We start from the raw sequence: 13208 nt of genomic DNA on the forward strand, positions 1-13208 counted from the left end.
ATCAAAGGACAAAGTAGATGTTAAATCTGCGAGATTTTAGACCCTTCCGTCACACCTGTTTTTAAGAACTTTTTCCCTTTTTCTTAACCGCTTATCGCGATTGGGAGTGCAAATGTAGAACTTTTTCTTACCCCACCAAATTTATTTGAAAAATATCTGAAAAAATTTCAAAAAATATTTTCTGCTACCCTACTCCTACGCAAGGGAAAACGATAAAAAAACCGGTTTGTTTTAAGTAAAAATAAAAGCGAAAAAATACCGCGAAAACGAATACTGTAAAGGCTTGCAGCGGGTTCTTTTTTGGTGATAACGGTACCACAATAACGAAGAAAAAAACACACCGTTTAATGGCTAAAAAAAAGTTAGAAAAATTTTTATTTTTTTTGAAAAAAAGAGTTGGACAATTATGGATAATGTCAAAACCAACATCATACATTGTTTAACAAACCCTGTTCATGAAGAAGATTTTTTATTTTTCAGCATTTACCGTCCTCATCACCCTGTCCGCTTTTATATTTTTGTCCTATACCCAACCCGGAAAACGCATCAAAGCATTGTACCTGCCCAAGGCTGCTATTTCACAGGTTAAGGCGACTCCTGTAATGGACGATAAGTTATTGCAGAAAATAGCCGATGCCAAAACATTTACCGCTAACAAAGCCTATAATACCACCACCGCTTTCCTGATTGACATGAGCCTGCCATCCGGCAATAACCGTTTTATGGTGATTGACCTGCAAAAAGATTCCCTGCTGAAGAGCGCCCCGGTAACCCATGGCCGCTGTAATGAAAACTGGCTGGAGGGACGCAAGTATGGTAATACGGTTGGCTGTGGCTGTACCTCCCTGGGCAAGTATAAGATCGGCAATTCCTACCAGGGGCGTTTTGGACTGGCCTATAAACTCCACGGGCTGGAACAAACCAATAATAAAGCCTTTGAACGTTTTGTGGTATTACATGCGCATGAATGTGTACCGGATAAAGCCGTAGCCGAAGACATCTGCCAGAGCGATGGCTGTCCCACTGTATCGCCCGGGTTTTTACAATATCTGAAAACGGTTATTAACGGGAGTAAGCAACCGGTATTGTTATGGATTTATGAGTAAGAGGGAGTTCATGGTTAATAGTTCATGGTTGATAGTTGTTATCCGTATTACATGGCTTAAAATTCTTAAGCCCGGTAATAACAGGTTTTAAAGTACAAGGCTCCGCTTATTAGTAAAGTTTCTACTCAGCCTTGATTATTTAAACAAAGATTTCCAAAATCCTTTTTTAGTTTCAACTAAAGAGCCATTATAAACCTTCTTTTCCAATATTTTATTATTAATTGTTTTTAAGGTTTCCCGTATTTTTTCCTTTATAGGTTCGTGCTGATAAAAATCTCCTAAAACTGAAACACATTTTTGTCTGACAAATATGTTTTCATCTTCTAAAAATTGATAAATGTCTTCAACTTTTTCATACGGTGTTAGTACCATTATAGTTGAGGCTAAAAGTTCATACCTGTCATTCGAATTTCTTTTGTCTTCAAGTTCCTGATGTAGCGTACCAATAATTGAATGTTCGTATGCTGTGGTAGCGTTTTGGGATGGATAATCAAAGTTATTTCTAAAGTCTTCCCAATCATTATCCCTCGTTATAAATCCGTTTTCTATATTTTTTATTAAACTATTGAGGTCTTTAAATTTGGGAGTGAAGTCTAAATTGTGGTGTTGCATTAAAGCAATTTTATTCAATAATGGCTTTTCCATATAGACACCTATAAAATCACTTTCATCATTTGTAATAACCGGGAAAAGTTCAATACCAAGTTGATAGTTTTCAAGCCATTCTTTTGTTTCCGCAATCTCATCATCAGCGAGCAATCGAAACCCTTTTTGACCTAATAAACTTTTAAGTTTACCTGGATCAATATTAAATTCTGATAAAACGTCTTCGATTTTTTTCATTTAATAGATACTGTTTTAAAATGTTTGCCGCTAACGAGCAAGACTTAGTGATGAAGGACCTTAATAGCGGAATGCGAAAGCCTTATACCGTTACAGTGGTAACAGAATGCACCGCCGCGCTCATTTCTTTAATGAGGGAGTGATCTTTTTCAATGGCATTGCCTACTACGATCACATCGGCGCCGGCCTTGCAGTTCAGGTAGGCTTTTTCGGGCTCAATAATACCACCGCCAATGATCAGGGGCACATCAATATGCTGTGCTACGGCCTGGATCATTTTTTCGGGAATGGGTTGTTGTGCCCCGCTGCCCGCATCCATGTAAATAAGCTTCATGCCCAGCATTTCGCCGGCCATAGCAGTACACATGGCTATTTCGCCTTTATTGGCAGGTATAGGACTGGCATTGCTGATATAAGACACCGTTGTAGGTGCGCCACCATCAATAACCATATAACCGGTAGGCATGATCTCTAAGCCGCTTTTTTTAACAAAGGGTGCAGAAACCACATGCTGACCGATCAGTAATTCGGGATTACGGCCGGAAATAAGGGATAAGTAAAGTAAGGCATCGGCATATTTGGATACCTGTGAAGGACTGCCCGGGAATAACACGACAGGGATATTACAGTTGCTTTTGATATGCTGTACACAGTCGTCCAGGTGATCGGAGATGACAAGACTGCCACCTACCAGGAAATAATCCACACCGGCCTCTAAAGAAAGTTTGATCAACTGGTCCAAAACGGGTTTATTGACCTTGTCGGGGTCAATAAGTACGGCAAAGGATTTTCGCCCCAGGCGTTTTTTTTCAGTAAGTGAAGAATATATCAGTGACTTCATCCGGTACCGGTTGATTGGTTGCAAAAAAACGAAAACTTTTTGATTTCCATTGCTTTCTGTTTAAAAAGAAACGAAAACAGTGGAAAATAACTGGTGAAGAGGGGGATGGGTAATTGATAATTAACAATTAGTAATTAAGAATTATCAAACAAAAGCTGCAATTAACACCACAGCCTGTAATATAAAAATACCCGGCAACCGGATACCAAAGCTCCGATTACCGGGTATTTGACTATCTTTTTATGACAACACCGGTGGTGTGGCAATAATATTATTCCCGGAAGGAATAGCAGCTACCTGCATTACCCCGTAGATTGCCTGGGCAATAGCGGCAGCATCGTAACCACATTCCTGGTGCAGTTCTTTGGGTGTACCATGCTCCACCAGCCTGTCGGGAATACCTAATATTTTTACATCGTTCTTATAACCATGTTTTGCCATGAATTCCAGTATAGCACTGCCAAAGCCACCTTCCACCGTACCATCTTCCACGGTAATAAGCTTTGGATATTGCTGGCAAGCTTCGTGCAACAATACTTCATCCAACGGTTTGGCAAAACGCATATCATAATGACCAGGTGTAATGCCCGCTGCTTTTACCTCGCGGATAGCCGCTGCAGCAAAGTTACCGGGATGACCGAAGGATAAGATAGCAACATCTTTACCCTCTTTTAACTTACGGCCCGTGCCTACCTGTATTTCCTCCATCGGCGTTTGCCATTCCGGCATCATGCCTTCGCCACGTGGGTAACGGATGACAAAAGGAAGCTGGTTGCTTTCCAGCTGTGCCGTATACATCAGGTTACGCAGTTCACTTTCGTTCATCGGTGAACTGATGATCATATTGGGAATACAACGGAAGTAAGCAATATCATAACAACCATGGTGCGTAGGACCATCATCACCCACCAAACCCGCACGGTCAAGGCATAATATTACCGGGAGTTTTTGAATGGCTATATCATGCACTACCTGGTCGTAAGCACGCTGCATAAAGGAAGAGTAAATATTACAGTATACCCTTAACCCCTGTGTAGCCATACCGGCGCTTAAGGTAGCAGCATGTTGCTCACAAATACCCACATCAATAGCACGGTCAGGCATTTTTTCCATCATGAATTTGAGGGAGGAGCCTGAAGGCATGGCCGGCGTTACGCCAAATATTTTTTCATTTTTTTCGGCCAGCTCAATAATGGTATGACCAAAAACATCCTGGTATTTAGGAGGCTGCGGCGTATCAAATTTCTTCTTGAATATTTCACCGGTCACTTTATCAAACAAACCGGGAGCATGCCATTTGGTCTGGTCTTTTTCGGCCAGTGCATAGCCCTTACCTTTAGTGGTAATGATATGTAAAATTTTAGGACCGGGTATTTCACGCAGATCCTTTAAAGTATCTACCAGTTTAGCCAGGTTATGCCCGTCAATAGGACCGAAGTAACGGATCTTAAGGGCTTCAAATAAGTTGGCATTGCTGTTCACCATTCCTTTCAAACCCTCAGCCAGCTTATGTCCCATGGCACGGGTAAAGTTTTTACCTACAGGCAGTTTACCCATCAGCTTCCACACATCATCCTTTACTTTATTGTAAGTGGGTGAAGTGGTAATATCGGTCAGGTATTCTTTTAAAGCGCCTACATTAGGATCAATACCAATGCCGTTATCGTTTAAGATAATAAGCATATCCGTATTAGCCACACCGGCATGGTTCATAGCTTCAAAGGCCATACCGGCTGTCATTGATCCGTCACCAATTACGGCTACTACCTTACGGTCTTTTTCGCCTTTGTATTTAGCAGCAATGGACATACCCAATGCGGCAGAAATAGAAGTGGATGAGTGTCCCACACCAAAAGTATCGTATTCACTTTCGCTGCGTTTGGGAAAGCCGCTCAGGCCTTTGTATTTACGGTTGGTAGGAAAATTATCCCGGCGGCCGGTAAGGATTTTATGGCCGTAAGCCTGGTGGCCCACATCCCATACCAACTGGTCGTAAGGAGTATTGTACACATAGTGTAAGGCGGTGGTGAGTTCCACTACGCCAAGGCTGGCGCCAAAATGCCCGCCATGCACACTTACCACGTCAATAATGTACTGCCGCAGTTCATCAGCCAGCTGATGTAACTCTTCACGGGACAGTTTCTTAAGGTCGGTCGGCGAATCTATACGCTTCAATAATGGGCCAGGTTGAATTTCCATGCAGTTTCTTTAAACTAGCTGTAAAAGTAATATTTTATAGCGATGGGGCTAATAAAATTGACTTAAAATTCACAATTCCTGTGCAGGTACCCCTAAAAGGGGACTTATTATGCCCTTTGTAAAATCAATTTTCCACTGGTACAGTAAAGTGTGCGAGTAATGGTTCAAATGGCTACCTTTAGCTTTATGATTGGTGGTAACAGAAGATATTGGCTTTTCCAGGTTTTCGGATGGGGTACCGTCTTTTTAATGAACCTGTTCTTTGCCTGGTCCTACGACCGGCTGCGTACGTTTGACGACCGCATGATGTTTTTTGCCCGTTTTGGTATCCTGTTCATCCTGGGTATTGTTTTTACCCATGTAATGCGGATGGTGATACTGGAAATCAACCTGTTGCAAAAGAAGCTGGAAAAACAGATCTATGGATTCACCCTGCTGACCATTGTATTCTCCACCCTTTCCGCCCTGCTGTACATCGGGGCTTTGTACCGCTACAATTATTTATCGGCCAAAGAGATAGAAGCCATTAAAGAAAGCGGTTTTTTACTAACCTTACTGAGCAGTACCGTTAATATTTTTATTTTCTACGTTATCTGGAGCCTGATCTATTTCATGTACCATTATATTGCCAAAAGCCGGAAGCAGCAACTGGAAACCCTGCAGCTGGAAACCCTGGTAAAAGAATTAGAATTAAAGACCATCAAAGCACATATTAACCCCCATTTTATTTTTAACTCCCTCAACAGCATCAGGGCCCTGGTAGATGAGAACCCCCAGAAAGCCCGTAAAGCCATTACCGAGTTAAGTAATATTTTACGCAGCAGTATCAATGTAGATAAATCGGAGACCGTGCCACTGGAGAAAGAGCTGGCTATTGTTAAGGATTACCTGGCACTGGAGAATATGCGTTTTGAAGACCGTCTTCGTGTAGAGTACCAGATTGATGAAGACACCCTGGACCAGCCTGTACCACCCATGATGTTACAGACCCTGGTAGAGAATGCGGTTAAACACGGCATCAGCAAACAGATCGAAGGTGGCGTTATCAGGGTAACATCGGAGTTTGATAGTAAGGGAAGCCACCAACTGGTGGTATTAAATACAGGGCAGTTTGAAGGCAAGATCACTCCTGCCAAGGACCCGCTGGACCCCTTAAGCCAGGGCTTTGGTTTATCGAGCACCAACGACAGGTTACATTTTTTATACGGCACCAAAGGAAAGTTTGAAATAAAACAGGTAGCCGATAATCTTGTAGAAGCACGTATTTCTATTCCCGCCAGTCAGCTGGCCCTTTAATTGTAGTTCTGCTTATTCACGACGCATGGCCCTTAGCCACGCTCTGAGCATATAAAACAAATTTTAATTATCTTACAACGCATGAAAGCAATACTTATTGATGACGAAAGATTGGCAAGAGCCGAGTTAAGAAAATTATTACAGGAGTTCCCTGAAATACAAATATTAGACGAGGCTGCCAACGCCCAGGAAGGCATTGAAAAGATAGAAACCCTGCAGCCTGATGTTATTTTCCTGGATATTCAAATGCCCGGCAAAACCGGTTTTGATATGCTGTCAGAGCTGGAAAGAGCGCCACATGTAATCTTTACCACCGCTTATGATGAGTTTGCCTTAAAAGCATTTGAAGTAAATGCACTGGATTACCTGTTAAAACCCATCGAACCCAAACGCCTGGCCGATGCCGTGCACAAATTAAAGGCGGAAGCTTTTAAAGAAGGCAAGACCGATGAAGAGTTTGTGAATAATAGTTTACTCACCGAAAACGACCAGGTATTTGTAAAAGATGGTGAACGTTGCTGGTTTGTGAAATTAAGTGAGATCAGGTTGTTTGAAAGTGTGGGCAATTACGCAAAAGTGTTTTTTGGCCCCAACAAACCGCTTATTTTAAAATCGCTGAATGCACTGGAAGAAAGGCTGGATGAAAAAACCTTTTTCAGGGCCAACCGTAAACATATTGTTAACCTGCGTATGATCGATAAAATTGAATCTTACTTCAACGGCGGTTTATTACTGGAATTGAAAGGCGGCGAGAAGATTGAAGTAAGCCGCAGGCAAACAGTGAAGTTTAAGGAGATGATGAGCTTTTAGGCAATTAGATAATTTGGAAATTTGGTAATGTATTTTACACAAACATACTTAACCAGATTATTACGCAACAGACAGCATACACTATAACCTCACTCTCTTTGGGAGCGGACACTTAGCTCTCCGGAATTATAACACATAAAACAACACATATCACAACTTAAGATTGTATGAAGCAATTAACCCGTTATGTAACGATGGCCGCTATTGGGGCCGGCATTTCTTTGTCGGCATTCAGCCAGCAGGTGGATAAGATCATTAATGTAAAGGAGACCAAACGTATCATCAGCTTCCTGGCATCGGATGAGATGAAAGGCCGTAAAACCTTTAGCCCGGAAATTGATAAGGCGGCTGATTTTATAGCTGCTGAATTTAAGAAAGCCGGCTTACAGAGCATGGAGAAAAATGGCGGCTACCTGCAAAGCTTTGCCATGGTAAGCCCTAAACAAAAAGAAGCCAGTGCTACTATTAATGGCGCTGCCTTTGACGTAAAAAATGTTATTTTCCTGAGCACGCAGACCAGCCTCACGCTTAACCAGGGTTCGGGTTATAAATCAGTTTCCGTTAATAAAGGAGACAACCTGTTCAGTGTAGTTTCAGGTTATGCAGGATCAAAAGAAAATCTTATTGTATGGATCGATACCTCCTTCAGTAAAATGTTCCCACGCTTAAGTGGTCTTAAGCGCATGATGTTTAAAGCTGACAACAATATCATCCTGGTATTAGGCAGCAAGGCCGATACTTACAGCTTTACCTTATCCCAGGATGCGGAAGAGAGGAAACTGGCCAATGTGGTTGGATATCTGCCCGGCAAATCTAAAAAAGATGAATTTGTGATCTTCTCCGGTCATTACGACCATATTGGTATTGGTAAAGTACAGAACGGGGACTCTATTTACAATGGCGCCAATGATGATGCAGCCGGCATTACTGCCGTTATATTGCTGGCCAAGTATTTTAAAGCATTGAATAATAATGAGCGCTCTATTATTTTTGCCGCCTTTACTGCGGAGGAGATCGGTGGTTATGGCTCCCGTTATTTTTCACAACAGTTAGACCCTGCCAAAGTGATGGCCATGAGCAATATCGAGATGATCGGCACCGATAGCAAATGGGGTAAGAACAGCGCCTATATTACCGGTTATGAAAAAACCGATATGGGTAAAATATTACAGGAAAATTTAAAAGGCACGGGCTTTACCTTTCACCCCGATCCCTATACCGACCAACAGTTATTTTACCGTTCGGACAACGCTACCCTTGCCCGCTTAGGGGTGCCTGCTCATACCATTTCTACCTCTAAAATGGACAGCGAGCCACATTACCACCAGGCCAGTGATCATGTGGAAACACTTGACCTGGATAATATGGCCATGATCATTAAATCCATTGCCATTAGTGCCAAAAGCATTATCAGCGGCAAGGACACACCTTCACGTGTTAATGTGGATGAATTAAGATAAACATGCAATTACAAAACATAAAACTCTGGATAATGGCGGCGCTGGTAACAGTGTCGCCATTTATTCATGCGCAAAGCCCTGATACCAGTATCAGCTTACAGGAAACGAGACACATTTTGAGCTACCTGGCTGCTGACGAGTTAAAAGGCCGCGGCAATGGCCGTCCTGAATTATTGACGGCTGCCAGGTATATTGGTAGTTATTTTAAAGAGATCGGTTTAAGTGCTTACGGAAATGAAGCATCAGTGTATATTCCCTTTCAGCCTTTTGGCGGCAGTAACCTGGCATTGAGGGATATATTGATGTACAATGGCCGTGTAGTGCCGGCATCGGAGTATGCGTTTTTTAATGTAATACCAGGCTGGTATCCTGTAAAAGAGTTAGCTGATTTTACTGTAATCCAACACGAAGGGGCATTTACCCCCGGCATATTAGAAACCTATAAAAACACCGAAAAGCCTTTAATCATCTGGACCGATCAATTAACACCGGATAAAAAGAAATTGCCCAAACAATTTGATATTCCGAAAGAGGGGTTACGTAATAATATCATCCTGGTATATGCCACTGCTGCACCAACCAGCATTAAACTAACGGCCAATGCAAAAGTATACAGCATGTTACAGTATAACGTGGTGGGCATGTTAAAAGGCAGTACCAGGCCGGATGAGTTTATTATACTCTCTGCCCATTATGATCATGAAGGTGTTTATAAAACAAGGAGAAAAAGGGATAGCATTATGAACGGCGCCAATGATAATGCATCCGGCACCACCGCTTTATTACAGCTGGCCAAACATTTTGCCCAACAGCAAAACAATGAAAGAACGATTTTATTCTGTGCTTTTTCCGGTGAGGAGTTAGGGTTGCTGGGGTCTGAAGACTTTAGCAGGCAGGTGGATGCGGAGAAAGTAATTGCCCTGTTTAACCTGGAAATGCTGGGTGTGCCACAGTTAGGCAAACAAAAAGTATTTATCACCGGGCAGGAATATTCCAGCCTGCCGGCAATCCTGTCAGCGGCTTTGAAAGAAAATGGGTTAACCGTTATTGCCGAACCTGATATTGAAAAGCGTTTATTTCAACGTAGTGATAATTTTCCTTTTGCCCAAAAAGGTATACCGGCACATACCATTATGGCCAGTGATGATGATGATAAATGTTATCACGAACCTTGTGATGATATTAAGCGCATTGATTTTGACAACCTGAATCATATTATCAAAGCACTTTCCAAAGCCATACAGCCTTTTACTACCGCCAATGCTGATCCCGGGCGTATTACCCGGCCTGTTGAATAAAAAACCATAATTAATTATGTTTTTTTATTTCGGAAGAACTGTACTCCATAAAAGCTTTTACCACACACGCATATGTTGATACCAGAAGCAGGAAAGGTGATGTGGTAGCTATGTGAATAACCGTTACCACCAGGAGTGTATTCGTTTTTTGTTTTTGAATAAGTTTATTGGTACAGTCACTAAAAGCGCTGTTTTTAAAAATCCTCTCATACAATTTATTTGCCGCTCGTAATTTAGTCGGTTTTAAATTTTAGCTGCGTCATTGGTCCACAAATTATCTTCTATGGTCTATGAACAACCAGATAGCGTCAACTAACGCAACTGCTGTTGCTGCCACTCCCAATTTTTAAGATGAATAAAGCGATTTTTGATTAGCATTTTTGACAGGAGAAAATGGACCACCGCTTACATTTACCAGTTCGGATAAACACAGTAAATCATGAGAAAGTTAACCATTGTAAATTATATCGGTGCTTCTCATTTTCGTTCCTTGGAAAAAAAGACTCAGACACACACCGGAACCTTGTTTATTTCAAGGAATCTAAGAACGTTAAAACCGGAGCATAAATAAATTTACAACATGGCAAATTTGAAAGTGATTGTATTCGTACACGGACTTCACGAAAATGCAGAAAGCTGGAAATTATGGAAATTATTTTTTGAAAACCTGGGTTATGTTTGTTATACGCCTGACTACCCGTTCCATGACGGAGAACCTTATACATTGAGACAAAAACCAAATAAAGACCTGGCTAAAATTAAGCTGAGCGATGTCGTTGACCATTATGCAAAATTTATTGAAAGTCTGGGAAATGTAATGCCCATTTTGATCGGCCATTCAATGGGCGGGCTTATTGTACAGAAACTTATTCAATCTGATAAGGGTGCTTTGGGCGTTTGCATAACTTCAGCGTCACCCAAAGGAGTTTTGAGTTTTAAATGGAGTTTTATTAAATCAAATTTTGGGGTGGTAAACCCTTTTAAAGGCAATAGCTTGTATTGTGGAACAAAAAAATGGTTTCATTATGCCATTTGTAATACATTAACAAGCCAGGAGTCAGATGAAATGTATGAAAAGGTAGTTGTGCCAGAAAGCAGAAACATTCCTAGGAGTAGCAGATTTAAGGACGGAATAATAGATTTCAACAGGCCGCATAAACCACTGCTGTTTATTAGTGCAGAAAAAGATCATATCATTCCAATTAGCCTGAATATTAAAAATGTTAAAGCATATAAAGACAAAGAAAGCGTAACAGACTTTAAAGCGTTCAAAGGACGTTCTCATAGTATATGTGTACAAAATGGCTGGGAAGAAGTGGCTCAATATATTGAAAACTGGTTGACAAAAAATATTAGCCGCTAAATGTGACCCGAGTCTGTAAATATTGCTCAACCAATAATTGAAATAAAAAGCCTCATAATTATCGGGCTTTTGTGTGGAGAATACTGGAGTCGTACCGGTGACCTCTTTCGCGACATACAAAAAAGCCCCATCCTTAATAGACGGGGCTTTTTCGTGGAGAATACCGGAGTCGAACCGGTGACCTCTTTCCCGAACGCTTTCGGGACATGCAAGCGTTCTAACTTTTACTCTTTAGTTATTAACCATTCAATGTATTTCCGACTTTTCTTAGCCTTAATTATTCTTTCCTCCTTCATAGCTAATTCCCTGCTGTCAAATCCCTTGCTCCATTTCAATATCCAATCAGTTGCTTTAGCCGTGAATGTAGAAACACCGGAATTATGTTCATTTATTCTTTTAGTCATATCAGTGGTATAACCGATATAATAACGATCTAGTTTTGGGCTGTAAATAATGTATACAATAAAGGCTGCCATAAAAGTTCTCTAAAGTTATGAACTTGGTCATTTCATACGAAAGCAAAAAAATGACAGGACCATCTTTTCCCGGACCCTTTCGGAGCATGTAAAGGGCATACTACTTCCGCCTTAACTTATTGACATAAAAAAGCCCCATAACTATGGGGCTTTTTCGTGGAGAATACCGGAGTCGAACCGGTGACCTCTTGCATGCCATGCAAGCGCTCTAGCCAACTGAGCTAATTCCCCTACTCACTTTCCTGAATCGGAGAGCAAATTTAGGGGTTTCGCAGCAATACAAACAAATTATGTTGCAATAATTATTTGAACGTATGATAGCCGGCTATTTTCACTCCTCTTCGCCTGTGTTTTTGTTTTTACGGCCTTTGAACAGGGAGAATATCCAATTCATGATCTTACCCTTGTTGTCATCCACAATATGGGAAGTATAGTTTTTTGCCAAAACGGGTACTATCAGTTTGGCCAGCCAGCCGCTTCTGGCCAGTAACACCCGCCTTATCAGCAGGTCAATCAGCTTATCGGCCCCTAAGGTCAGTAAGCCGCCGCCGGAATCTTTAGAGAAAAGTTTTTTTGCCTGGGTAAATATTTTACGTACCGGCTCCAGTTCAGTTTTAATCTCGTTAAAATCCTGGTGAATGATCTCCTTCTGTTTGGCCAGCAAGAGTTTCAACCTGGCTTTTTCGGCCAGCAATTCATTATATGTACGAGGTTTATTCATAAATTTTTTTAACGATTAAGTCGCGGATCCCGTTAATAATTGGTTTTCTGATCAACAACACAATGCCCAATACCACTAAAAATATACCGGCCGATAATAAAAAACCACCGGACCGGCTGCCTAAAACATCGCCCAGCCATATGGCCAGGGCAATTGCCAGGAAAACCAGTACAAACATACTAAGGGCCGCCACGATGAGCATAATAACCACCGACGAGGCTAGACTGGTTGCCTTTTGTGTGGCATTCACAATCGTAAGCCTGTAGTAGGTTTCGGCTATGTCTTCTATATGATCAACAATGTCAGCTGTCTTTTCTTTTAATGCACTCATAATATAAAAAATTAAAAGGCGGCATTATTAATACATTGCTGCGCTGTAAAACACAATACTTGCATCCTCATCATGTTTCAATACTCACAGGTATGTATTAACAGTACCGCCCTTTATTAAATAATGTTCACTTACCGTTAAGTTAATACTTTTATCAGTATTTGAACATTAAAACAAACGGAGAAAAACTGTATAAAGGCTAGGATAAACTTTCTTTAGCCCGGTTAACTTTTTCCTCTGCAATATTTTTTAGTTCTTTAGCCTTGGCTTCAGCTTTGTGTTTTCCTTTTTCAAAAAGGTGACTCACGGTGTCAGCCCAATCGCCGGTAGTTTTTTTAATTTTCTTACGCATATCTTTTCCTTTTTCAGGAGCCAGTAACATACCTACTACTACACCGGCTGCAGCGGCGCCAATTACACCTAAGAGTATTTTGTTTCTATTAGTCATAAAAAAAACATTTTAT

At 41.3% G+C, this 13208-nt stretch carries 13 protein-coding genes and 1 tRNA gene; 6 read left to right on the forward strand and 8 right to left on the reverse strand.

All coding sequences use genetic code 11. From position 1 onward, the window contains the following. Positions 1 to 455 precede the first annotated feature (455 nt). Complete coding sequence (locus ACFS6H_RS00005) at positions 456 to 1106, forward strand: murein L,D-transpeptidase catalytic domain-containing protein (RefSeq protein ID WP_386093519.1); 651 nt, start codon at positions 456 to 458, stop codon at positions 1104 to 1106. Between the two features lie 135 nt (positions 1107 to 1241). On the opposite strand, the gene ACFS6H_RS00010 is transcribed toward ACFS6H_RS00005, so the two are convergent. From ACFS6H_RS00010 to dxs, 3 genes are all read right to left on the reverse strand, one after another. Continuing rightward, complete coding sequence (locus ACFS6H_RS00010) at positions 1242 to 1949, reverse strand: hypothetical protein (RefSeq protein WP_386093522.1); 708 nt, start codon at positions 1947 to 1949, stop codon at positions 1242 to 1244. Positions 1950 to 2031: 82 nt separating this feature from the next. Beyond that, positions 2032 to 2790, reverse strand: coding sequence for a geranylgeranylglyceryl/heptaprenylglyceryl phosphate synthase (locus tag ACFS6H_RS00015; RefSeq protein ID WP_386093525.1), 759 nt, complete (start codon positions 2788 to 2790; stop codon positions 2032 to 2034). A 240-nt stretch (positions 2791 to 3030) separates the two neighbouring features. After that, positions 3031 to 4989, reverse strand: coding sequence for a 1-deoxy-D-xylulose-5-phosphate synthase (dxs, locus tag ACFS6H_RS00020; RefSeq protein ID WP_386093528.1), 1959 nt, complete (start codon positions 4987 to 4989; stop codon positions 3031 to 3033). 159 nt (positions 4990 to 5148) lie between these two features. Between dxs and ACFS6H_RS00025 the strand changes: the two genes are divergently transcribed. The 5 genes from ACFS6H_RS00025 to ACFS6H_RS00045 all read left to right on the forward strand — a co-directional run bounded on the left by ACFS6H_RS00025 (position 5149) and on the right by ACFS6H_RS00045 (position 11216). Next, entirely contained in the window at positions 5149 to 6285 is a 1137-nt protein-coding gene (locus ACFS6H_RS00025; protein ID WP_386097207.1) for a sensor histidine kinase, read from the forward strand. Positions 6286 to 6366: 81 nt separating this feature from the next. Further along, complete coding sequence (locus tag ACFS6H_RS00030; protein ID WP_386093531.1) at positions 6367 to 7095, forward strand: LytR/AlgR family response regulator transcription factor; 729 nt, start codon at positions 6367 to 6369, stop codon at positions 7093 to 7095. Between the two features lie 167 nt (positions 7096 to 7262). Further along, positions 7263 to 8555 (forward strand): M28 family peptidase, encoded by a 1293-nt coding sequence (locus ACFS6H_RS00035; protein ID WP_386093534.1) that lies wholly within the window; start codon positions 7263 to 7265, stop codon positions 8553 to 8555. Positions 8556 to 8557: 2 nt separating this feature from the next. After that, positions 8558 to 9853, forward strand: coding sequence for a M28 family peptidase (locus ACFS6H_RS00040; protein ID WP_386093537.1), 1296 nt, complete (start codon positions 8558 to 8560; stop codon positions 9851 to 9853). A gap of 580 nt (positions 9854 to 10433) precedes the next feature. Continuing rightward, complete coding sequence (locus ACFS6H_RS00045; RefSeq protein WP_386093540.1) at positions 10434 to 11216, forward strand: alpha/beta hydrolase; 783 nt, start codon at positions 10434 to 10436, stop codon at positions 11214 to 11216. Between the two features lie 224 nt (positions 11217 to 11440). Here ACFS6H_RS00045 and ACFS6H_RS00050 read toward each other — a convergent pair whose 3' ends face one another. From ACFS6H_RS00050 to ACFS6H_RS00070, 5 genes are all read right to left on the reverse strand, one after another. Then, positions 11441 to 11692, reverse strand: a complete 252-nt coding sequence (locus ACFS6H_RS00050) for a GIY-YIG nuclease family protein (RefSeq protein WP_386093543.1) — start codon at positions 11690 to 11692, stop codon at positions 11441 to 11443. Between the two features lie 157 nt (positions 11693 to 11849). Next, positions 11850 to 11923: transfer RNA gene (locus tag ACFS6H_RS00055), tRNA-Ala, on the reverse strand. Between the two features lie 100 nt (positions 11924 to 12023). Next, a complete protein-coding gene (locus tag ACFS6H_RS00060; protein WP_386093545.1) occupies positions 12024 to 12413 on the reverse strand; it encodes a hypothetical protein in 390 nt (129 codons plus the stop codon). Further along, the gene (locus tag ACFS6H_RS00065) at positions 12406 to 12744 is read right to left on the reverse strand and encodes a phage holin family protein (RefSeq protein WP_386093548.1); all 339 of its coding nucleotides are present in this window, start codon (positions 12742 to 12744) and stop codon (positions 12406 to 12408) included. The genes ACFS6H_RS00060 and ACFS6H_RS00065 overlap by 8 nt, the downstream gene beginning before the upstream one ends. 199 nt (positions 12745 to 12943) lie before the next feature. After that, positions 12944 to 13192, reverse strand: coding sequence for a YtxH domain-containing protein (locus ACFS6H_RS00070; protein ID WP_386093551.1), 249 nt, complete (start codon positions 13190 to 13192; stop codon positions 12944 to 12946). Positions 13193 to 13208 lie beyond the last annotated feature (16 nt).

The organism is Terrimonas rubra (assembly GCF_042686025.1).
Taxonomy (GTDB): Bacteria; Bacteroidota; Bacteroidia; order Chitinophagales; family Chitinophagaceae; genus Terrimonas; species Terrimonas rubra.

Coding starts and splice junctions, on each gene's coding strand:
- ACFS6H_RS00005 (WP_386093519.1), top strand. CDS start 456: ATGAAGAAGATTTTTTATTTTTCAGCATTTACCGTCCTCATCACCCTG.
- ACFS6H_RS00010 (WP_386093522.1), bottom strand. CDS start 1,949: ATGAAAAAAATCGAAGACGTTTTATCAGAATTTAATATTGATCCAGGT.
- ACFS6H_RS00015 (WP_386093525.1), bottom strand. CDS start 2,790: ATGAAGTCACTGATATATTCTTCACTTACTGAAAAAAAACGCCTGGGG.
- dxs (WP_386093528.1), bottom strand. CDS start 4,989: ATGGAAATTCAACCTGGCCCATTATTGAAGCGTATAGATTCGCCGACC.
- ACFS6H_RS00025 (WP_386097207.1), top strand. CDS start 5,149: ATGGTTCAAATGGCTACCTTTAGCTTTATGATTGGTGGTAACAGAAGA.
- ACFS6H_RS00030 (WP_386093531.1), top strand. CDS start 6,367: ATGAAAGCAATACTTATTGATGACGAAAGATTGGCAAGAGCCGAGTTA.
- ACFS6H_RS00035 (WP_386093534.1), top strand. CDS start 7,263: ATGAAGCAATTAACCCGTTATGTAACGATGGCCGCTATTGGGGCCGGC.
- ACFS6H_RS00040 (WP_386093537.1), top strand. CDS start 8,558: ATGCAATTACAAAACATAAAACTCTGGATAATGGCGGCGCTGGTAACA.
- ACFS6H_RS00045 (WP_386093540.1), top strand. CDS start 10,434: ATGGCAAATTTGAAAGTGATTGTATTCGTACACGGACTTCACGAAAAT.
- ACFS6H_RS00050 (WP_386093543.1), bottom strand. CDS start 11,692: ATGGCAGCCTTTATTGTATACATTATTTACAGCCCAAAACTAGATCGT.
- ACFS6H_RS00060 (WP_386093545.1), bottom strand. CDS start 12,413: ATGAATAAACCTCGTACATATAATGAATTGCTGGCCGAAAAAGCCAGG.
- ACFS6H_RS00065 (WP_386093548.1), bottom strand. CDS start 12,744: ATGAGTGCATTAAAAGAAAAGACAGCTGACATTGTTGATCATATAGAA.
- ACFS6H_RS00070 (WP_386093551.1), bottom strand. CDS start 13,192: ATGACTAATAGAAACAAAATACTCTTAGGTGTAATTGGCGCCGCTGCA.